The organism is Actinoallomurus sp. NPDC052274 (assembly GCF_040679475.1).
GTDB lineage: Bacteria > Actinomycetota > Actinomycetes > Streptosporangiales > Streptosporangiaceae > Actinoallomurus > Actinoallomurus liliacearum.
The window spans coordinates 1-21,102 of sequence record NZ_JBFAUT010000098.1; the positions used below are offsets into that span (position 1 = coordinate 1).

Consider the following 21,102-nt stretch of genomic DNA (forward strand, 5'->3'; position numbering starts at 1 on the left):
ACGGCCGAAGCCGCCGCCGCCACCACCGGGACGACCGGCGCCGCCGCCGGGACGACCGCCGCCGCCACCGGGACGGCCACCGCCGCCACCAGGACGACCGCGACCACCCGGGCCACCGGGGCCACCCGTGTCACGCTGCGGACGGGACGGCATGTTCATCGGGCTGGGCCGCGGGCCTCCCGGCCGAGGCGGCATGCTGCCCGGGTTCGGACGGGGACCGCCGGCGCCGGGAGCACCCGGACGGCCGCCGGGCGGCGCCGGACGCGGCGGGGCGCCCGCCGGACGGTCGCCACGAGGCGCGCCGGGACGGTCACCACGCGGCCCGCCCGGACGGTCGCCACGCGGACCCGCGGGGCGGTCGCCACGCTGGCCGGGGGGACCCGGACGCGGACCCGGCTTGGCCGAACCCATGCCGGTGTTGGTCGAAGAGAACGGGTTGTTGCCCGGACGCGGGCGACCGCCGCCGGGACGCTGGCCGGGCGCGGCCGGACGCGGCCCGCCGGGACCGCCCGTGCCACCGGAACCACCGGGACCGCCCGTGCCACCGGGACGCGGACCGGGCTTCGGCGCTGAGCCGGGACGACCGGCCGCGGGCCCCGGACGGGGACCGGGCTTGGGCCCGGGAGCACCGCCGCCGCCCTGCTGGGCGGGGCCGGGGCGGGGCGCCGCGGGACGCGGCGCGGGCTGACGGGGACCCGGCTTCGGAGCCTGGGGGGCGGACGGCGCCTCAGGGCGCGCCGCCTCCGACTTGAACTCGGGCTTCAGATCCTGCCGGGGCTGCTGCTCCTGCCGGGGCTGCTGCTCCTGCCGGGGCTGCTGCTCCTGCCGGGGCTGCTGCTGCTGTTCCTGCCGCGGCGCGGCCGGCTTCGGACCCGGAACCGGCCTTCTCGGACCCGGCTTCGGAACCGGCGCCACTCTTCTGTCGCCGGACGGCTTGGCCGGCCCTCCGCCGAATGCTTCTTTGAGTCTGCGTACTACCGGCGCCTCGATCGTCGAGGACGCCGAACGGACGAACTCGCCCATCTCGTTGAGCTTGGCCATGACGGCCTTGCTCTCAACACCGAACTCCTTGGCGAGCTCGTACACCCGGACCTTTGCCACTGCACTCCCTACTCGGCCCGGGGAAACGTCCACGGACCGTCGCTACCTTGCGGTAATCATCGCTGCGTGCTCATCGAGCGCTCATAGCAATCTCGACCTGCTTCCGACTAGACGTCGCTTACGAACCGCCCTGCTCTGTCTCGAACCACCGCCGAAGCGCACTGATGTCGAGCGGTCCCGGCAGGCGGAATGCCCGCGAGAACGCCCGACGACGCTCGGCCAGCTCGAAACATGCCAGGTCAGGGTGCAGGGAGGCGCCCCGCCCCGGCAGTCGCCCGTGCGGATCGGGGACGATGGAGCCCTCGATCACGACCAGGCGCAGCAGGTCGGACTTGGCCGCGCGAACCCGGCAGCCCACACACGTGCGCCGTGGGGCCGCTCGGCCACGATTCATGAGTCTACCGCGTCGAGGCGTCGGCGGGACCTGCCGCATGCTCCCCTTCGGTAGAAGATCCCGACTCGGTGTCGGGACGGATATCGATCCGCCAGCCGGTGAGCCGTGCGGCGAGACGGGCGTTCTGCCCTTCTTTCCCGATCGCCAAGGAGAGCTGATAGTCGGGTACCACGACCCGCGCGACCCGCCCCTCGGCGTCGACGACCTCGACATGGTTAACCCGCGCCGGGGACAGTGCATTCCCGACGAACTCGGCAGGTTCGTCCGACCAGTCGACGATGTCGATCTTCTCGCCGTGCAGCTCGTGCATGACGTTCCGGACCCGGCTGCCCATCGGCCCGATGCAGGCGCCCTTGGCGTTGACCCCGGCCTTACGGGACCGCACGGCGATCTTCGTACGGTGGCCGGCCTCCCGGGCGATCGCCGCGATCTCCACGGTGCCGTCGGCGATCTCCGGGACCTCGAGCGCGAAGAGCTTCTTCACGAGGTTCGGATGGGTACGGGACAGCTTCACCAGCGGCCCGCGGTGCCCCTTCTTGACCTGCACGACGTACGAGCGGATCCGCTCGCCGTGGTCGTAGTTCTCACCGGGGACCTGCTCCTCCGGCGGCAGCACGCCCTCGAGCTTGCCGAGGTCGACGAGGACGTTGCGCGGGTCCTTGCCCTGCTGGATCACGCCCGCCACGATGTCGCCCTCACGCCCGGCGTACTCGCCGAACGTCAGCTCGTCCTCGGCGTTGCGCAGGTGCTGCAGGATGACCTGCTTCGCGGTGGTCGCCGCGATTCGGCTGAAATTGGTCGGCGTGTCGTCGTACTCCCGGACTCCCACGCCCTCCTCGTCGGTCTCCGTCGCCCACACGGTGACGTGACCGGTGTTCCGGTCGAGCTCGACGCGCGCCTTCGGCGCCGCGCCCTCGGTCCGGTGGTACGCGATGAGCAGTGCTTCCTCGATCGCCTTGACCACGAGGTCGAGAGAGATGTCCTTCTCACTCTCGAGACTCCGCAGGGCGGTCATGTCGATGTCCACGAGGCCTCCCCCTAGTCCTCGTCGCCGGCGGCGTCGTCGCCCCGGCGATTGAACTCCACCTGGACCAGTCCGCGGGTGAGCTCGTCGTAGCCCAACCGGCGCTCACGGCCGTCACTGTCCAGTACGACGGCCGTGTCGTCGGCGCTCACGACCCGGCCGGTGAGGTCTCCACCCTCGGAGAGCGTCGCGCGGACGAGACGGCCGGCCGCGCGCCGCCAGTGCCGCGGCTGCGTGAGCGGCCGGTCGACGCCCGGTGAGGTCACCTCGAGGACGTACGGGGCGGAGCCCATCGCGTCACTGTCGTCGAGGGCCTGCGAGATCTCCTGGCTGACGTCCGCGACGTCGTCGAGGCTCACCCCGCCGTCGGCGTCGACGATGACCCGCACCTGCCGGCGCTTGCCGGCCGGGGTCACGATGACGTCCTCCAGGTCGTACCCGGCACCGGCGACCACGGGTTCGAGCAGTCGCATCAACGCGGCCCGCGCCTCGTGCCCGGACCCGCGCCGGCCCGCCTGAGCGCTGCCACGGCGGCCGTCCACGCTCATGTGGGCCTCCTTCATGCCTGATGGGACGGTGGCCGCCCGATGCGCCCACTCCGCACCCAAGACTATCCACAGCCGAGGGGGCCGGGTGCCCGCATCGCCAGCAGGCGGGCACACCCTTGTGGAATGCTTGCGCAGCGGAGTGCAAGAGATCACGAACGGAGGCACGCTTGGACGCGCTGCGGTTCCCTGCTCCCACGCGGCGCGCGGCGATGCTCGGTGGCTCCGCCGCGGTGCTGGCCACGATCACCGGATGCACCAGTGTCGGACAGGCGCAGGCACCGCCGCCCGGCCCCACGGTGTCCGTGCTGACCGCCGCGATCGACAACGAGGCGGCGCTCATCGCGCTGTACGCGGCGGTGCTCGGCGCGCACCGGACCCTGGCCGACCGGCTGAAACCGCTGCACGATCACCACACGCAGCATCTTGCGGTCCTGAGACGCCACTACGTCCCCGGCACGAAGACCGGCACCGCGACGCCGAGCCCACAGGCGACCGCGACCGCGCCGGACACCGAGTCGCGCGCCCTCGCGGCGCTGCGCTCGGCCGAGCGCAAGGCCGCGAACGCCCGCGCCGACGACGCCCGCCGGGTCGACCCGGCGCTCGCCCAGCTGCTCGCCTGCATCGGCGCCTGCGAGGCAGGCCACGCCCAGGCCCTCACCGGAGGCCTCTGATGAACGGGTGGGCCCATCTGGTCACTCCTCCAAAGGAGGGCCCGTGAGTGAGCGCAACGAGCAAACCATGAGCACAGCACCTCTGGTCACTCCTCCGACGAAGGAGGCCGCATGACCGGCGCGCAGGACACGGTCGCGGCGTTGCAGGCGGCGCTCGCCGCGGAGCACGTCGCGGTCTTCGGGTACGGCGTGCTCGGTGGTCACGTCTCGCCCGCGCAACGGCAGAACGTCACGCTGATCTGGAACGCCCATCGCAGCCGACGTGACCGCCTGCGCGGCTACATCCAGAGCGCAGGGGGCCGTCCGGCGGCCGCGGCCGCCGCCTATCGGCTGCCGTTCAAGGTCACCTCGGCGAGCAGCGCGGCACGGCTCGCCGCCACACTCGAGGACGGCGTGATCGCGGGTTACGCCGTGCTGGCGGGCGCGAATGATCCGAACCTCCGCCGCTACGCCGCCCAGGCGATGCAGGAGGCGGCGGTGCGCGCGGTCCGCTGGCGGGACGCGCCGCCGTCGGAGGCGTTCCCGGGGCTGCCGCCCGCCGCCCTCTCTCCCAAGCCGGAGGACTGACGGCCCGTCTTACCGAACCAAGAGCTGACGGCCCGTCCGCGAACCGAGGACTGACGGCCCGGCGTCCCGAGCCGGCCGACCGTCTCCCCGGCCGGAAGGTCGGCGGCCTGCCCATCCGAGTGAAGGGCCCATCCAACCGAGCCGGAGGGCCGACCGCCCGTCTCGTGAGCCGGATGGCCGACCGCCCGTTTCGCGGCTCCGGATAACCTGCCCCGGGACAACCGTTATTGGGGGTTACGGGCTGACTTATGGGCGTTGCGGCGAATCGACTCCGAGAGACGTTGCGGACGCTGATGGGCGACGCGTCCATCGAACCGCTTGAAGAGGAGCCCGGCGACTCCGTGTCCCCGCGCGCCCTCGATCTCGTTCTGCGCGTGGGTGAGCTGCTGCTGGCCAGCGGCGAGGCCACCGAGCGCGTGAACGAGTCGATGCTGAGCCTCGCGGTCGCGTACGAGCTGCCCCGCGCCGACGTCGCGGTCACCTTCACCGTCATCACGGTCAACGTCCATCCCGGCAACGGCGCGATGCCGGTGACCGGCGGGCGCGCCATCCGGCGCCGCTTCCCCGCGTACTGGCGGCTGGTCGCCCTGCACGCGCTGGTTCAGGAGGCGTCGCTCGGGCTGCTCGACGTCGAGGAGGCGCACCGCCGACTGGCGGAGATCAAGCGGATGCCGCCGCCGTACCCGCCGTGGCTGATGATCGTCGGCCTCGGCCTGATCGCCGCGTCCGCCAGTGTCATGGTCGGCGGCGGGCCCCTCGTGGCGGGTACGGCGTTCGTGGCGACGATCCTGGGCGACCGCGCCGCCGCCGCGCTGGCGCGTCGCGGCATCGCGGAGTTCTTCCAGCTCACCGTGGCCGCCGCCATCGGCGCGGCGAGCGCCTCGCTGGTGATCGCGATCGGCGCCCCGAGTCACGCCTCGGCGATCGTGACCGGCGCGGTCCTGGCGCTGCTGCCGGGCCGGCCGCTCGTCGCCAGCATCCAGGACGGCATCACGGGCGACCTGATCAGCGCGGCCGCCCGGTTGCTCGAGGTGTTCTTCATCGTGGCGGCCATCGTGTCGGGTCTCGGGGTGGTCGTGTACGTCGCCGTGCGCCTGGGGGTCCCGGTCGACGTGGGCGCCCTGCCGGCCGCGCCCACGTCCCTCCTGCCCGTGACGGTCATCGCCGCGGCGGCCGTGTCGCTGACGTTCGCGGTGTCCCTCGCCGTCCCGCGCCGGGCGCTCGCGGCGGCCGCGCTGGGCGGCGCGCTGATCTGGGTGGTGTACGTCCTCGCGCGGGGCGCCGGCGTGACGCCGGTGCTCGCCTCGGCGATCGGCGCGGTGGTCGTGGGCCTCCTCGGGAACCTCCTGGCCCGCCGCCGCCAGGAGCCCGCGCTCCCGTACATCGTGCCCGCGATCGCGCCGCTGCTGCCGGGCACGGCGATGTACCGGGGGATGATCGAACTGAACCTCGGACTCCCCCAGACCGGATTGCTGAGCCTGATCGGCGGGATCTCGGTGGCACTGGCCCTGGGCGCCGGCGTCAACCTGGGCGGGGAGTTCGTGCGCTCGTTCCAGCGGGTGGGCCTGGGTGTCTCCGGCCGGGGCGCCCGCCCGGCCGCCCGCCGCACCCGCGGCTACTGACCGCCGATCATCGGTGTCCGCCGCCTCTCCGCGCTATGGCGCGTGCCATGGGGCGGCCCGCCGGTGGCCTGGGCGGCTCGGGAGCCGAGGCGTAATGCTCGGCGAAGCCACCGAAATCAGCTCCGACATTGGGATGAATCGCCAGCGGCCCGTACCTTCCCCGAGTCTTGAACCCGGCCGATCCGAGGTCAGCGGCGTCCGGCCGGATCCGGGCAGCCACCTTGCCGCCGGCATTGCCCCGCCAAGACCGGCAGACCGGTCATCATCCCGTCAACGCCGTCGGCAAGGTGACCACCACGACGGCAAGGTCGCGTACGCCGGGTCGACCGGGCCGCGCCGCCCGGTGGCGGAGGTCGTGCAGCCCGGGTGCCTCGACGCGAACGGCACGCGGACCATGCTGAGGCGGCCCCTCGACGAGGTTATGCCGCCCCGATCGACCGGCGACACGCACCGCTTCCGGCGATCGGGACCGGCGATGAGAGGAACGCGAACCCTTCGGGTGGCCGGCCGGTGACGTAGGACACACCGGTCCCGCCTGGACCGGCGCCGGGGAATGCCGACCCTCCGGCGACTCGTTCAGCGAGCGAGACCCCCGCGAGGTGCCCCCCTGTGACCGACATCCCCCCGACGTCCGACGCCACCCCATCCGCGACGCGTCCTTCGGCGCGCCGTCGATGGCTGCGCTGGACGGGACGCGCGGCGATGTTCGGGGCGATCGGCGTCTCGGCGTGGGCGTTCCGCGATCAGTTGCCCGACGCGGGCGCGCTGTGGGACGTCGCGACCGGCGCGGCCCCCGGCTGGCTGATCGTGGTGGTGCTCACCCAACTGGCCTCGATGGGGATGTTCACGGGCGTGCAGCGGCGGCTGCTGCGGGCGGGCGGAGTCCGGATGTCCCTGCCCCGGGCCCTGCAGATCACCTACGCGGGCAACGCGCTGTCGACCACGCTCCCGGTGGGCCCGGCGGTGAGCGTGGCGTTCACGTTCCGCCGGTTCCGCCATGCCGGAGCGACGCCACGGCTGGCGACGGCCGTGATCGTCCTGGGCGGCGTCGTGATGAACCTCGGTTACGCCGTCGTCGGCCTGACCGCCCTGGTGGCCGAGCCGCACTCCCGGACCATGGCGATCACCGGTCTGGTGGCCCTGGCCGGCGCGCTGTGCGCGGTCGCCCTGCTGTGGAAGTGGCGGCGGGACGCCATGAACCGCCTGGCGCTGCGCGTGTTCGGCCCGCTGCTGCGGCACCGCCTCGCCGCGCCGCTCACCGACATGTGGCAGGGCCGGGGCGCCCTGCGCCTGAGGCCGCTCGACTGGGGCGTCCTCGGCCTGATGGCCGTGCTGAACTGGTCCTTCGACATCCTCTCCCTCGCGGCCGCCGAGCGCGCGGTGGGCGTGCAGACGCCGCTGTACGCCGTCGCGCTCGCCTATTACGCCGCCCAGGCCGCCGGCAGCGTCCTCCCCCTGCTGCCCGGTGGACTCGGCGCCATCGAGGCGAGCCTGGCCGCCTCCCTGGTCGCGTTCGGCGCGCAGGCCGTCCCGGCGGGGGCCGCGGTGGCGCTCTACCGGCTCGCGTCCTTCTGGGGCGTCATCGGCGCCGGCTGGCTCGCCTGGCTGACGGTCCGGCTCGGCGACGAGGACCTGCCGCGGCTCGGCGCGCGGACGGCGCCCGGCGGCGGGGCGGTGTCGCCGCCCACGGCACTGCTGCCGGTCGGCGCGGCCGCCGCCGTCCCGGCGCCGGACTCGGCCGAGTCCGCCTGACCCACTCGGCGCCACCGCTGCCGTCCCGGCGCCGGACTCCGCCAAGTCCGCCTGACCCGCCTGGGCGCCTACGCCTTGTTGCCGTGCGATCCCACTGCTACGCTTCCCAAGCGAGCGCTTGGTCATACGCAGCACACTGCCGGAGGCGTGATGTCCCTACGGGTCAGCGTGGGTTACGAGCTCGAGGTGCGCGGGCGCACCCGCGAGGTCGAGCGGCGGGCCTTCGAGAACGTCATCGATCAGGTCGTCCTGGCCGACCGCCTCGGCTACGACACGGCGTGGTTCGTGGAGCACCACTTCACCCGCGGCTTCTCCCACTCCTCCGCGCCCGACCTGGTCCTGGCGGCCTGCTCGCAGCGGACCGAGCGGATCCACCTCGGCCTGGGCGTCGTCCTGCTGCCGTTCCAGCACCCCGTGCGCACCGCCGAGCGGGTCGCCACCCTCGACGTCCTCAGCGGCGGACGGGTGGAGTTCGGCACCGGGCGGGGGGCCTCACCTCTGGAGTACCAGGCGTTCCAGCGGCCCTTCGAGCAGTCCCGGCGGATCTGGGAGGACACCCTCGAGGCGGTGCTGGCGATCTGGACCGCCGACGGCGAGCCGGTGACGAGGTCCGGTGAGTTCTTCGAGGTGCCGAACGTCGCGGTGTACCCGCGCCCGGTCCAGGAGCCCCACCCGCCGGTCTGGGTCGCCTCGACCTCGCTGGACGGCTACCTCGCGGCGGCCCGCAAGGGCTACAACCTGCTCGGCATGACGATGCTCAAGGGCCTCGACGACGTGGCCGAGGACATCGCCGAGTACAAGGAGTGCCTGGCGAAAAACGGTTTCGACCCGGAGACCCGGCGGATCGCCCTGATGATCCCCTGGCACGTGGCGCCGTCGAGGGACGAGGCCGTCTCCAGGGCCGCCGACGCGATCCTCTGGTACATCCGCCGCCAGGTGAACCTCGTCACTCCCCCGGACTACTACGACGCCCGGCACGCCACCCACCGGGTGCTGGGCCAGCTCGCCGCCGGCCTGCCGCCCGAGGAGGCCATGGAGACGCTCCGCGAGCACCACATGGTCGTCGTGGACGACGTCGAGGGCTCCCGCAAGGCCGTCGAACGCATCCAGGCCGCCGGGGCCACCGACCTGATCCTCCAGGCCCAGGTCGGCGGCCTGGCGAACGACCACGTCACCGCCTCGATGCGGCTGTTCATGGACGAGGTGATGGGGTGACCGCGCCCGACGAAGGAGGACCCATGAGCTGGGTCGCCCGCGACGCCCTCCCGGCCCCCCGCGACGCGGAGGGACTGCTGCTCGTCTCCCCCGAGGCCGACGTGGTCGTGCCGCTGAGCGCCGAGGACCGCGCCGCCGCGCTGGAGCTCGCCACGACGACGCTGCGGTCCGTCGGCGTCGGCCCGGCCGACCGGGTGGTGGTCGCGCTGAACAACGACGGCGAGGTGACCGGCGCCCTGCTCGCGCAGGCGTGCGCCGAGATCGCCCAAGCTGCCGCCGCCCCCGGCCCGCGAGGCCGGCTCCGCCTGCACCGCGCCCTGGAGGCCGTGCGGGCGACCACGCTGATCGCGACACCCACGGGCGCGATGGACCTGCTCGCCCGGCTGCACCTGGAGTTCCTTCTCGATCCGCTCGACCTCGGCCTGCGCCGGATCCTGCTCGCCGGAGAGATCCCCTCGCCGGGCACGTACGCCCAGCTCGCGTCCGAGTTCGAGGCGGAGGTCGGGGAGCTCTACGTCGACCCGTTCTTCGGCCTGCCGATGGCGCACCGGCCCGCGCGCGACGCCGCGTACGCCCCGGCCCGCGAGGGGCTGCTGGCCGTGGCGCCGATCGGCAAGGACGTGCTGCTGGAGCCGCCGTACGAGGCCGGGGTCGCGGAGATCGTGGTCACCCCCGCCTGGCACTCCACGCTGTCCGGCGCGACGCTGCGCACGGGGCAGGTCGTGCGGCTGACCGGCGGCGCGGGAATCCCCGGGCCGGACCACACCGTGGGCGAGCACATCCTCGTGCGGGGGCGGTGGCTCTCGCTCCCGCGCGTGGCCGCGGCCCTGGCCCGGATCGACGGCATCGCGCACTGGGACCTGCGCGTCTCCCGCGCGGGCACGCTCGACTCCGCCGCACTGCACGTCACGTTCAACCGCGCGACGCTCGTGAAGAACCCGATGTGGCGGTCGCGCATCCAGCAGGCCCTCGTCGCGATCACCCCGGTGGCCATCGAGGTCGTCGTCGAGGAGGACGTCGCGGAACAGGCCCGCCCGGGGTCGGTGACCGACCTGCGCGGACACCACCTGGGCCGGGACAGGGCGGCCGTCACGGAGTGACGGGAGGCCGTTCCCCACCCACAGGAGCGGAGGGCGCGTCTTGACGTCCTTCCCCGCCTGGAGGCGGGGGATTCCAACCCGGTCTCTACCTGGAGGTGAGAACAGGTTGAGGTTCGCGGTTCATAGCCCCGCCTGGTGGCTGGAGGGCTCCTCGCGCTGTCACCGTCCGTCCGACGGCGATGTTCTTGGCCGCGTTCACATCCGCGTGATCGACATGCCCGCAGGCGCGACAACGAAAGACCGCTTGGCTCTCACGGTTCTCCGCAGCGCGGTGCCCACAGGCATGACAGATCTGGGACGTGTACGCGGGATTGATCTTCTCTACCCGGCCCGGTGCCTTCTGCTCCAGGCGGGTGACCAGCAGGCCCCAGCCGGCCGCGTGGATGGAGCGGTTGAGTCCGGCCTTGGCTCGTACGTTCGTGCCCGGCGCGGCGAGGGTGCCGCGCGCGGACCGCACCATGTTCTTGATCTTCAGGTCCTCAACGCGAATGACGTCGTAGCGGCGGGCCAGATATGTGGAGGTCTTTTCTACCCAGTCCTTACGCCGGTCGGTCTCCCGCGCCTTCAATCGGCCGATCGCCATCTTCACCCGCGTCCGCCGGTTCGACCCCAGCTTCGCGCGCGCCAACCGGCGCTGCAGCCGCCGCAAGCGTTCGACCTCGGTATCGCGCAGGCCGGGCACCGACAGCTGCTCGCCGGTGGACAGGGCGGCCGAGACGGCCACGCCACGATCCACACCCACGACCTGTCCGGTACCCGGCCCGTTAACCGATGGCGGGATCACGGCGAACGCCACATGCCAGCGACCCGCCCGGTCTCGCCTCACCCGGAACGACTTGGCGTCGTCGGTGACCTCGCGGGACCAGCGGAACCGCACCCAGCCCACCTTCGGAATCCACACCTCACCCGTCTTGCGGGACACGCGCCGCACATTCCAGTCTTTGCCACGTTTACCGACGATCCGGAACCCCTCATGCACGCCCGTCTTACGCCAGGTCGGCCGCCGATGCATGCCCGCGAAGAAGTTGCCCATGGCCTGGGCGAAGTCACGCAGCGCCTGCTGCTGCACCGTTTGCGACCCCGCCGCCAACCACGCGAACTCGTTACGCGCTTCGGTCAACTGGCGGGACGGCTCGGCATAGCCCGGCGCGCTCGCCCGTCCCGGCCGCCAGTGCTGATGCTGCTCGACCGCCAGATTCCACACATATCTGGCATGCGAACAGTGCTCCAGCAGCACCTGCTCTTGAGCGGGCGTGGGCCCAAGCCGGAACCGCATGCCCGCACCCTAACCACCGCTACCGACAATCCGAGGAGGGAACGGCGTTTCCTCCCTGGCCTGCAGGCCGGGGTCTCTACGCCGAGAAGCCGATGAAACCGGTGCCGGATTGGGGAACGATCCCGCGGATGCTGCGTGACCAGGCGGCACGCCATCCCGACGACGTCGTCGTCGTGGACGGCGACACGGCGCTGACGCTGCGTGCGCTCCGGGAGGAGGCCGCACGGGTGGCCCGCGGGCTGCTCGCCCTCGGCGTCGGGCCCGGCGACCGCGTCGCCGTGTGGGCGCCGAACTCCGCGGCCTGGGTGGTCATCGCGTACGGCGTCTGGGACGCCGGGGCGATCATCACCCCGCTGTCGACCCGGTTCCGCGGGATCGAGGCCGCCGCCCTGCTCCGCCGGACCGGCGCGCGGGTGCTGTTCGTGGATGAGGGGTTCCTCGGCTTCTCCTACCTCGGCGCGCTGCAGGAGGTGTGCGGCGGGCCGGTCGGCGGACGGCCGTACGGCGATCTGCCGGAGCTGCGGCACGTCGTCACCCTCGCGGGGACCGGCGCGCCCGCGCCGGCCCTTTCGTACGAGGCCCTGCTGGCGGGCGGCGAGGAGGTCGGGGACGCCGAGGAACGCGCCCTGGCGGTCGGTCCGGACGACCTCGCCGAGATCATGGCCACCTCCGGCACGACCGGCACGCCGAAGGGCGTCATGCTGCCCCACGCGCAACTGCTCCGCGGCTACTGGGACTGGGCCTCGATCGTGACGCTCCGCGCGGACGACCGCTATCCGATCATCGCGCCCTTCTCGCACGGATTCGGGATCAACGCCGGGCTGCTGGCCTGCGTGCTGAAACGCGCGACGATGATGCCGATCTCGGTGTTCGCGCCCGACGCGCTGCTGGAGCTGATCGAACGGGACCGGATCAGCGTCCTGGCGGGGCCGCCGACGCTGTTCCACCGGATCCTGGAGGAGGTCGACGGACGCGACGTGTCCGCACTGCGGGTGGCGATCTGCGGGGCCGCGGCGGTGCCGCCGGAGCTGATCCGCCGGCTGGTCGAGCGGGTCGGGCTGGACCGGATGATCAACGCGTACGGACTGATGGAGGGCACCGTCGTCTCGATGACGCGGGCCGGGGACCCGGTCGAGGTGATCGCCGCCACCACCGGCAGGCCCGTGCCGGGCGTGACGGTCCGGGTCGTGGACGACGACGGGAAGGACCTGCCGGCCGGCGAGCGCGGGGAGGTCCTCGTCGGCGGGTACGGCGTGATGCGCGGCTACTGGGATGACCCGGAGCGCACGGCGGAGGCCGTGGACGCCGACGGGTGGCTGCACACCGGGGACGTCGGCGCGCTCGACGCGCGGGGCAACCTGGCGATCGTCGACCGGAAGAAGGACATGTTCATCGTCGGGGGCTTCAACGCCTACCCGGCGGAGATCGAGGCGCTGCTGCTGCACCATCCGGCCGTCGCCCAGGCGGCGGTCGTCGCGGCGCCGCACGAGACGCTGGGCGAGGTCGGATGGGCGTTCGTGGTCCCCTCGGCCCCGGTCGAGCCGGCCGAGATCATCGCCTGGGCGCGTGAGCACATGTCGAACTACAAGGTCCCCCGGCACGTCACGCTCGTCGACGCCCTGCCCGCCAATGTCAACGGCAAGGTCGACAAGCAGGCGCTGCGCGTCCGCGTCCGCGTCCGCTAGGTGGTCAGCCCGCCTGGTCGGAGGTCACTAGGGCCGGGGCGCCGAGCACCTCGACGGGCTCCTCGTCGTGGCGGGGCAGCAGCACGACCACAATGATCGACGCGGCGAACCCGGCCGACCGCAGCACGAGCCGGACGGGGTCCTCCGGCAGGGGCTCGCCGAAGACCGCCGTGCCGGCCATCACGGTGTACACGCTGCCGACGACGCTGGAGACCGGCACCACGATCGAGGCGCGGCCGCGCTGCAGACCGGTCTGGAACAGCAGCAGGCCCGCGCCCGACAGCAGGATGTACAGGTAGGGATAGGGCGAGGCGATCGTGCGGCCGACGACTCCGCCCGCGTGGTCGGCGAGGAAGCCGGCGACGCCCTTGGTCTGCAGCGCGCCGGCGCCGTACAGCAGGCCGGAGGCGGCGCCGTACAGCACGCCGGGCACCGGGCGGCCGGTGCGCCGCCCCGAGCGCATCGCAGCGAGGAACGCGCCCATGGCGAGGACGACCGTGCCGGCCGACACGGCGAGGAGCACCCCGGTGTCGGCGCGCAGGCCGAGCCGGGTGGGCTCCATCGACAGGCAGACCAGCAGCAGCGACAGCGCGAGCACGCCCAGTCCGGTCCACTCGCGCGGCGTGGTGCGCTCCCCCAGGAACACCGCGGAGAACACCACCAGGAGCGCCAGGCCGGCGAGCTGGATCGGCTGCCCGACGCTCAACGGGACCAGCGACATCACCCCGAGCTGGCAGAGCAGCCCCATCCCCATGACGAGGAAGCCGGTCACCCACGCCCGGCTGCCGCACAGGACACGGACGAGGTGGCCCACCCGGTGCGCGCTGATCGGGGGCAGGTCGCGCAACGCCCGCTTCTCGAGAACGAAGCCGGCGTTGTACAGGACCGTCGCGATCAACGCGAGGATGATGCCGAAGAACAAGCAGCCTCCTGGGCTACAGGGGAAGCAGGGCGATATGAGGCGCGTCGCGCGGCCGGATGACGCCTGCGAGCTGGATGGAGGCGTGCGGTGACACAGGCCGCTCCCGAAAATACCGGATCGGCCTCAATACGACACACCGACCCGGCGAAAAGCACGACACGGGCGTGGCGGACGTCTCAGCGGGGGCGCCAGCGCACGAGCGTGAGATCGTCGCCGACGTCCGCGAAGACGGCCTGAACCGGCATGCCCGGCGTCACGTCGGCCGGGTCCGCGCCCGTCAGATCGCCGTACATGAAAAGGTCGTCGGCCTCGTCGAGCCGCACGTGCAGGACGGCGTAGGGCACCTCGTCGGCGAAGGCGCGCATGAAGACCTGATGGTTCACGATCCAGCTCGCGACGCGCCCGGTCCCCCGGACCGGCGCCCAGGCGCTCCGCCGGGACCGGCAGCGACCACAGATCGCCCGGGGCGGGAAGCGAAGCGTTCCGCAGTCGCCGCACTCCTGGACCAGCAGCTCATGCCGGCGAACCGCCTCCCACCACGGCGCGGAGTCGCGATCGACCTGCGGCCTCGGCCGCTCCACAAGACTCAAGCGCCCTCCTTCGTCGGGGAGGTGACCAGAGGCACTGCGCTCACGGCTCGTCTCCCGCTCGCCTCATACGTCCGCCCGGAGGATCAGCGCCGAGGTGCCGGCCAGCACGTAGCCGGGCTGGGCCGTGGACAGCGCGACCTGGGCTCCGCTCACCTGCCGGTCACCGGCGGTGCCGCGCAACTGGGCGACGGCCTCGGCGATGTGGTTGATGCCGTGCACGTACCCCTCCGAGAGGAAGCCGCCGTGCGTGTTGACCGGCAGCGGGCCGTCCAGCCGGGTCGCGCCCGAGGCGGCGTACGGGCCGCCCTCCCCCTTGGCGCAGAACCCGTAGTCCTCCAGTTGGACGAGGACCGAGTACGTGAAGCAGTCGTACAGTTCGGCGACGTCGATGTCCTCGGGGCCGACGCCCGCCGTGGCGTAGAGCCGGGGAGCGATCCGCGCGGCCTCCGAGACGGTGAAGTCGCCGCCCTGGCCGGAGAAGAAGCTGTCGCCGCCGCCCCAGACGGCGCCGGAGATCAGGACCGGCGGCGCGGCGAGGTCCCGGGCGCGTTCGGCGGAGGTCACGACGACCGCGCAGGCCCCGTCCGTCTCCAGGCAGCAGTCCAGCAGCCGCAGGGGTTCGGCGATCCACCGGGAGGCCAGGTAGTCCTCGATCGTGATCGGGTCACGCTTCAGTGCGCGCGGGTTCTTGACGGCGTTGGCGCGCTGACCGACCGCGATGGAGCCGAGCTGCTCGTGCGTCGTGCCGTACTTGATCATGTGCGCGCGGGTGAACATGGCGAACTGCTGCGGCGGCGCGAAATAGCCGTACGGCGCCTGGTACTGCGCGTCGAAGACCGGTGCCACACCACGTCCGGTGCCGCCCATGCGGAACTCCGAACGCGCGTTGATCGCCCGATAGCAGACGACGGTGCGGGCGACGCCGGTGGCCACCGCCATGGCCGCCTGCCCGATCACCGCGTGCGAGACGCTGCCTCCCCCGAACTGGTCGAGGTACCAGTTCACCTCCGGGATGCCGAGTGCCGGGGCGACCACCCAGGGCGGTGTGGAGTCGCCGACGCGGTGGGTGGCCAGCGCGTCCACGTCGTCGATGCCCAGCCCGGCGTCGTCCAGGGCGGCGAGGATCGCGTCGATGGCGAGGGTGAGCGTCGAGACGCCGGAGTCCTTGCTGAACGGCGTGTAGCCGACCCCGGCGATCGCCGCCCGATCTCGCAACCCCATGCGCGACCCTTCACTACCTACCAAGCGCTCGGTCAAGTCTCTTGGACGGTACGGCCCACCCGGTCGCATGTCAATGATCACCGGGTGAACCGGCAGGTCATCCACGGGAGTACCCGCGGGCCGCCGACGGGTCGGCTCGCTCACCGGCCGGGGCCAGGACCTAGGACTTTGGGCGGATTTCGCTACCCGCCCGGAATGCGCGGGGTACGGCGGCGCTTTACTGAAAGACGTGGAGCACGGGCGGTCGCCGGTCACCTTGACACCCCAGCAGCCCGCCGCCTATCGTCCAAGCAAGCGCTTGGCTAAGAGAAAGGATCCGGTCATGCCCGACGGCGCGACCGCCGCCACGTCGATCCCCCTGGGCTCGGCTGCACGATCCTCCGGCCAGAACACGTCACGGCGCGCGCCCGGCTCGCCCAACGGAACACCCCGTCCGGGCGCCACCGAGCAGGTCACCGACATCGACAGGATGCGGTTCCGCAACATCCTCGGCCGGTTCGCCACCGGGGTGGTCGCCATCACCGCGATCGACCCGGAGACCGGCCGGCCCACCGGTCTGGCCGCCAACTCCTTCACCTCCGTGTCGCTGGACCCGGCGCTCGTCTCCTTCTGCGTCGCCCACACCAGCTCCACCTGGCCCCGGCTCCGCGGCGCCGACCGGCACTGCGTCAACATCCTGTCCGCGCCGCAGCGCGAGGTCTGCCTGCAACTCGCCACGAAGGGCGTGGACAAGTTCGCCGGTCTCGACTGGACCGAGTCCCCCGGCGGCAGCCCGGTCATCGACGGCGCGCTCGCGTGGCTGGAGTGCTCCGTCGAGGCGGAGTACGTCGCGGGCGACCACGTCATCGTCGTCGCCCAGGTGCACCAGCTCGACAAACACCACGACGGCGATCCGCTCGTCTTCTACAAGGGCACCTACGGCCGCTTCGACGGCTGACGGCCACCGGCGTCCGGGCCGAGCGGCGCGAATGCGCGCCGACATCGCCTACGCCGGGTCCGGCGCGATCCAGCGGAACATGATCGCCGAGAGCACCCTCGGCCTGCCCCGAGCCTGACGGGCGGTACTGGAGGCCGTCGTCGCCTCCAGCACCGTCTCTCCTCAGTCGTGCTCGCTCGTTGTCGCGAGCACCCGCAAGACGCGTTCGACGGCGGCGTCGAGATCATCGACGCGAGCGATCCGCTCGGCCCACGACCACCAGTACCACCAGCCGTCGTCGGAGTTCTCGGCGAGGATGTGCTCGGCGAGAACCGACACCTGTGGGTTCACCACATGCAGGCTCGGTGGTCCGACCCGTGGGACCGTCAGCCGTACGGCGAAGCCCCGCCCCCGGAGCTCGTCGCCGAGGCTTTCGAGATATTGGATGCGTGTCCGCGCTAAGGCGGCCGTCTCATTCGACACGCTGCGATCACCCCTCCTGGAACGGATCCGTTCCGATCGGGGATCAGCATTCCCGCGACGTGCCGCGGCGCGCAATCCGCAGCACCGAACACGCATGAACTTGCGATATGCAAGCCCGCCAGGGGTGAGGAAAGTCCGTTCCGGTGGCAGGTTTCCCCTCCCGACCGGCATGCTCGCCGGAGAGAAGTTTCGCCGAGATGTTCCGCCGTGCCGCCAACTCCACGGGCCGCACGCACGTCATAGACGGCGTATACGGAGAGGGGCGTACATGGAACTCGACGCGGGATCACGGTCATCGGCTCAGGGAGCGGGGTGGCATCGCCTGCACTATCCGGTGGCCGTGTTTCTGATCGTCTTCGGCGCCACCCGGGTCGGCTCGCTGCTCGACTGGTCCGGTCGCCACCACGACGCCGCCAAGCTGCTCGGAGTGGGCGGTGGGGCGGCGACGGCGCTGCTGGGCCTGTCCGCCGCCGGTGAGCTGGTCCTCACCGTCGCCGCCGTCCTCGCCGTGAGCCGCCGCCGCGACGTGTGGCTGCTGGTCGCGATCGCCGGATGGTCGCTGGAGTTCCTGGCGCTGATCGTGGTGGCCGGCGTCGCCGGGGACGTCTCCCGGCTCGTCGAGCACGGCGTGTTCCTCCTGGCCTTCGGCGCCCTGCTGACGGTGACCTACCGGTGGAGCGCGGCCACGCGCGCCGCCGCCTCCGACGACCCTGACGCGGCGGCCGCCTCGCCCGCGCAGCTCGTGCTCGCGCCGTTGACCCCGGCACCGCCGTCCGCCGCCTCGGCGGATCCCTCCACGGCCCTGCCCGCGCCCCAGGACTCCGGTGCCCCGGCGCCGCCGTCCGCCCCCTCCGCGCCCCTCCAGGGCCGCACGAGGACACTGGTCGCGCCGTCGGACCCCGCGCAGACCCCGGTGCCACCGTCGGCACCCTCCGCCGCCCCGGCTCCGCCTGAGGACCCGGCAGAGACCCTGGCCGCGCCGTCGGAGTCCTCCATGACGCGAGCCGAGAAGGCACCCGAGCGACGGCCGGCCGCCGGGCCGCCGAGCGGCGACATGACCCGGCAGGACCTCAGGGTGCGCAGGCCGGGCGGCGAGGACGAGCGCGCAGACGAGCCGGCCGGCACGCGCCGGAAGGCCGGCGCCTCGGCGAGCGACGTCACGCACCGGGACGGCGTACGGTTCCCGAGCGAGGTCACCCGCCGGGACGGCACACCGGCCCCGAGGGACGTCACCCGCCGGGACGTCCGAGCGACTGACGACGAGTCCGGCGGCAGGCGGACCGCCGACGAGGAGCCGGCCGAGGACGAGTCCGACAGCGCGGGGACCACCGGAGAAGACTCCGACGGGACAAGGACCGCCGGAGAAGACTCCGACGGGACGGGGACCGCCGAGGAAGGGTCCGACGACACAGGGACCGCCGAGGAAGGGTCCGACGGCGCGCCGCCCTCCGGCGAGGAGCCGGCCGGGGACGCGGGCGGGGCGACGAGGAACGACATCCCCATCCGCTCGCGCGACATCCCCATGCGCCCGCGTGACGTTCCCGTACGCCCGCGGGACGCCGAGCCGTCGGACGACGCCGACACCGATGCGAGTGCCGACGCCGACGCGAGTCCCGACGAGACGATGCTCGACCGCGACAGGTGAGGACCCGCGGCGGCCGTGTCGTCGTAGGCGGACGACCGCCCGCCTACGACGACACGGCCGGCGTCGTGCCCCGCAGGCGGGCGACCAGGTCGAGGAACTCGCGCCTGGCGCGTTCGGGGTCCTCGCCGCCGAGCAGTTCTTCGACGAGGTCGGCCAGCGGCCAGGCCACCACCACGCCGTACCGGGCGAGGTAGAGGGCGACGGTGCGGATCCGGTAGGCGTCGGCGGTGTCGAGCCAGGCACAGCCGACGAGCCGCCAGATCCAGCGCCGTGCGCGGCGAGCGTCGTTGACCTTCAGTACCGAGGTGACGTCGATGAGCGTGGCGCCGCGCGGGCCGCCGACCAGGATGTCGTTGTCATCCCACTGCGAGCCGGAGACCGGCCAGGCGATCCCCCAGGGCCGCCCCGGTGGCGGGTGCCCGGCCAGCCGGCGCATCTCCTGCAGGGCACCGGAGCCGTGCAGGCGTTCGACGAGCTGCACGAGCTCGGTGACGGCGTCTTCCTCGACCGCCGCGTGCAATTGCTCGACGGTCGGCACCCCCTCCCGGAAGGCGCCGAAGAAGGGCTGGTCGACCGGGTCGTTCCGGAAGACGTACGCGAACATCGCCAGCAGCCAGCAGAGGCGGGCAAGGCCCTTCTCCGCGCCGACCTGCCCGAAGGGCGCGTATGTCGCGAAATACGCGCGCATCCGGTCGAACAAATCGTCGAGTACGGATTCAGCGGTGGAATAGGGGAACCTGGCGTATCGCGCGGATCCGTCCTCGGCCACGTACCGGTCCACGCCGTGTTCGTGCGCCAGGTCCAGCCACCCGGTGAACGTCGGCCGCAGATCCAGCGCCCTGCGGCGCTCGTCCTTTCCGAGGCGAATATGCGTCGGGTAGAGCCCGGCCTGCCGATGCGCCCAATCCGGACTCGCGAGGCCGCTGCGCACCAGTCCGTACAGCACCGAATACGGCGGAGCCGACTGTACGAGCGTGGCCATCCGCATCCCGAACGCCCGGTCCACCTGCGCCCAGTGCCGCCGTCCGGCCCTCCCGGCCGGGCGCACGACGGGCAGGCCTTTGGTCTCCGCCGTCAGGCGCTGGACGACCTCGCCGGTCCCGGTCATGCGTTCGGCGCACCATTCCCCGAGCTCACCGAAGTACAAATGCGAGATAAGCGACACAACCGCGACTATAACCATCGCTTTGAAAACGACATCTGTGGTCGGCCGCGTGTTCGCGTACAAATCGCTCGGTGAAAGGGGCGTCACGTCAGAGATTCGTACCGTTTCATCCCCGTCTGCGCCCGTGATCGCCGAGCATTCGGCGTCTCCACCGCCTGACCATGGTGGAACGGCCGCGTCGCACCCGTGGCCGGTTGCGGACTGAATCCGGGCCGGTGGGGCAGGGGTGACTCATGCGGGTACTGGTGACCGGGTGGTTCAGCTTCGTCCACGGCGAGGTGACGGCCGGGGACGCCCTCGCCCTGGATTCCGTCGCCTCGGCGCTGACACGGGCCGGCATCCCGTACGACGAGGCGTGGAGTCCGGTGTTCCGGCCGGACGCCATGTCGCTGCGGGAGGCCGACCCGGCGCGCTACACGCACCTCGTCTTCGTGTGCGGGCCGATCCACGGCGACCAGGTCCGCGGCCTGCACGAACGGTACGCCGGCTGCCACCGGATCGCGGTCGGCGTCTCGGTGATCGACCCGGCCGACCCGGCCGTCACCGGCTTCCACCGCGTGCTGGCCCGGGACGGACTGGGCGAGCCGTGCCGCGACCTGGCGGGCCTGCCGGAGGGCGACCCGCCGGTCGCCGGCATCGTCCTGGCGCGGGGACAGGGAGAGTACGGCGCGCGCCGCCGGCACGACGACGTCGCCGTGCGGCTGACGGGCTGGCTCGGCGGACGCGACTGCGCCGCCCTCCCCCTGGACACCCGGCTCGATTCGCGCGACTGGCGGTTGTGCTCGACCTCCGACCAGTTCGTCGCGGTCATGCGGCGGCTCGACGTGGTGGTGACCACTCGACTGCACGGTCTGGTCCTCGCCCTGCGCGCCGGGGTGCCGGTGCTGGCCGTCGACCCGATCGACGGCGGCGGCAAGGTGTCCGCGCAGGCCGGCGTCTGGGAGTGGCCGGCGCTGCCCGCGAGCGCGGGCACCACCGAGTTCGACGCGGCCTGGGCGTGGTGCCTGTCCGAGGAGGGCCGACGGGCCGCCCGCGACCGCGCGGCCACGCCCTCGGCCGCCCTCGACCGTCTCGTCGAGGAACTGTCCGCCGCCCGAACCCTGCGGCCGACCTAGACGAGTAGTTCCGATGTGGTCAGTGATCGAAGGCGGTCAGTGATCTGGTGACTGGTGCGCCGGTGTGGTGGTTGTGCCAGATCGCGGTGG

General features: G+C 72.5%; 20 protein-coding genes. 10 read left to right on the forward strand and 10 right to left on the reverse strand.

Going from position 1 to position 21,102, the window contains the following annotated elements:
• From AB0K82_RS42485 to rimP, 4 genes are all read right to left on the reverse strand, one after another.
• On the reverse strand, positions 1-1,134 hold a 1,134-nt coding region (locus AB0K82_RS42485), incomplete at its 3' end, for a translation initiation factor IF-2 N-terminal domain-containing protein (RefSeq protein ID WP_364408793.1).
• Positions 1,135-1,219: 85 nt separating this feature from the next.
• Positions 1,220-1,459, reverse strand: a complete 240-nt coding sequence (locus tag AB0K82_RS42490; protein ID WP_364408795.1) for a YlxR family protein — start codon at positions 1,457-1,459, stop codon at positions 1,220-1,222.
• Between the two features lie 40 nt (positions 1,460-1,499).
• Positions 1,500-2,522: a transcription termination factor NusA gene (nusA, locus tag AB0K82_RS42495; RefSeq protein ID WP_364408798.1), complete on the reverse strand. Its 1,023-nt coding sequence runs from the start codon at positions 2,520-2,522 to the stop codon at positions 1,500-1,502.
• 11 nt (positions 2,523-2,533) lie between these two features.
• The gene (gene rimP / locus AB0K82_RS42500; protein WP_364408800.1) at positions 2,534-3,067 is read right to left on the reverse strand and encodes a ribosome maturation factor RimP; all 534 of its coding nucleotides are present in this window, start codon (positions 3,065-3,067) and stop codon (positions 2,534-2,536) included.
• Positions 3,068-3,234: 167 nt separating this feature from the next.
• Here rimP and AB0K82_RS42505 point away from each other — a divergent pair, with 167 nt between their 5' ends.
• The 6 genes from AB0K82_RS42505 (at position 3,235) to AB0K82_RS42530 (ending at position 9,994) form a co-directional block, all read left to right on the forward strand.
• Positions 3,235-3,738, forward strand: coding sequence for a hypothetical protein (locus tag AB0K82_RS42505; RefSeq protein ID WP_364408803.1), 504 nt, complete (start codon positions 3,235-3,237; stop codon positions 3,736-3,738).
• Between the two features lie 111 nt (positions 3,739-3,849).
• Positions 3,850-4,305 (forward strand): ferritin-like domain-containing protein, encoded by a 456-nt coding sequence (locus AB0K82_RS42510; RefSeq protein WP_364408805.1) that lies wholly within the window; start codon positions 3,850-3,852, stop codon positions 4,303-4,305.
• 293 nt (positions 4,306-4,598) lie between these two features.
• Positions 4,599-5,927: a threonine/serine exporter family protein gene (locus AB0K82_RS42515; protein ID WP_364408808.1), complete on the forward strand. Its 1,329-nt coding sequence runs from the start codon at positions 4,599-4,601 to the stop codon at positions 5,925-5,927.
• A gap of 609 nt (positions 5,928-6,536) precedes the next feature.
• Complete coding sequence (locus tag AB0K82_RS42520; protein WP_364408811.1) at positions 6,537-7,679, forward strand: lysylphosphatidylglycerol synthase transmembrane domain-containing protein; 1,143 nt, start codon at positions 6,537-6,539, stop codon at positions 7,677-7,679.
• A gap of 147 nt (positions 7,680-7,826) precedes the next feature.
• On the forward strand, positions 7,827-8,894 hold the full coding sequence (locus tag AB0K82_RS42525) for an LLM class flavin-dependent oxidoreductase (protein ID WP_364408814.1): 1,068 nt from the start codon (positions 7,827-7,829) through the stop codon (positions 8,892-8,894).
• A gap of 23 nt (positions 8,895-8,917) precedes the next feature.
• Positions 8,918-9,994, forward strand: coding sequence for a hypothetical protein (locus AB0K82_RS42530; protein WP_364408817.1), 1,077 nt, complete (start codon positions 8,918-8,920; stop codon positions 9,992-9,994).
• Positions 9,995-10,079: 85 nt separating this feature from the next.
• On the opposite strand, the gene AB0K82_RS42535 is transcribed toward AB0K82_RS42530, so the two are convergent.
• Positions 10,080-11,270, reverse strand: coding sequence for a transposase (locus AB0K82_RS42535; RefSeq protein ID WP_364408820.1), 1,191 nt, complete (start codon positions 11,268-11,270; stop codon positions 10,080-10,082).
• Between the two features lie 128 nt (positions 11,271-11,398).
• On the opposite strand from AB0K82_RS42535, the gene AB0K82_RS42540 reads away from it, so the two are divergent.
• Positions 11,399-12,955 carry an AMP-binding protein gene (locus tag AB0K82_RS42540; RefSeq protein WP_364408823.1) on the forward strand — a complete coding sequence of 519 codons (1,557 nt, stop codon included), beginning with the start codon at positions 11,399-11,401 and terminating at the stop codon, positions 12,953-12,955.
• Positions 12,956-12,959: 4 nt separating this feature from the next.
• Here the strand turns inward: AB0K82_RS42540 and AB0K82_RS42545 are convergent, their stop codons facing one another.
• The 3 genes from AB0K82_RS42545 to AB0K82_RS42555 form a co-directional block, all read right to left on the reverse strand.
• Positions 12,960-13,877, reverse strand: a complete 918-nt coding sequence (locus AB0K82_RS42545; RefSeq protein WP_345361805.1) for a hypothetical protein — start codon at positions 13,875-13,877, stop codon at positions 12,960-12,962.
• 176 nt (positions 13,878-14,053) lie between these two features.
• Positions 14,054-14,458, reverse strand: coding sequence for an OB-fold domain-containing protein (locus AB0K82_RS42550; RefSeq protein WP_364408841.1), 405 nt, complete (start codon positions 14,456-14,458; stop codon positions 14,054-14,056).
• Positions 14,459-14,530: 72 nt separating this feature from the next.
• On the reverse strand, positions 14,531-15,688 hold the full coding sequence (locus AB0K82_RS42555) for an acetyl-CoA acetyltransferase (RefSeq protein WP_364408826.1): 1,158 nt from the start codon (positions 15,686-15,688) through the stop codon (positions 14,531-14,533).
• A gap of 469 nt (positions 15,689-16,157) precedes the next feature.
• On the opposite strand from AB0K82_RS42555, the gene AB0K82_RS42560 reads away from it, so the two are divergent.
• A complete protein-coding gene (locus AB0K82_RS42560; protein WP_364408844.1) occupies positions 16,158-16,625 on the forward strand; it encodes a flavin reductase family protein in 468 nt (155 codons plus the stop codon).
• 162 nt (positions 16,626-16,787) lie between these two features.
• Here AB0K82_RS42560 and AB0K82_RS42565 read toward each other — a convergent pair whose 3' ends face one another.
• Complete coding sequence (locus AB0K82_RS42565) at positions 16,788-17,087, reverse strand: hypothetical protein (RefSeq protein WP_364408829.1); 300 nt, start codon at positions 17,085-17,087, stop codon at positions 16,788-16,790.
• Between the two features lie 340 nt (positions 17,088-17,427).
• On the opposite strand from AB0K82_RS42565, the gene AB0K82_RS42570 reads away from it, so the two are divergent.
• Positions 17,428-18,732: a hypothetical protein gene (locus tag AB0K82_RS42570; RefSeq protein WP_364408832.1), complete on the forward strand. Its 1,305-nt coding sequence runs from the start codon at positions 17,428-17,430 to the stop codon at positions 18,730-18,732.
• A gap of 43 nt (positions 18,733-18,775) precedes the next feature.
• Here the strand turns inward: AB0K82_RS42570 and AB0K82_RS42575 are convergent, their stop codons facing one another.
• Positions 18,776-19,897 (reverse strand): hypothetical protein, encoded by a 1,122-nt coding sequence (locus AB0K82_RS42575; RefSeq protein ID WP_364408835.1) that lies wholly within the window; start codon positions 19,895-19,897, stop codon positions 18,776-18,778.
• A gap of 233 nt (positions 19,898-20,130) precedes the next feature.
• Here AB0K82_RS42575 and AB0K82_RS42580 point away from each other — a divergent pair, with 233 nt between their 5' ends.
• Positions 20,131-21,012, forward strand: a complete 882-nt coding sequence (locus AB0K82_RS42580) for a polysaccharide pyruvyl transferase family protein (RefSeq protein ID WP_364408838.1) — start codon at positions 20,131-20,133, stop codon at positions 21,010-21,012.
• The last annotated feature ends 90 nt before the right edge of the window (positions 21,013-21,102 follow it).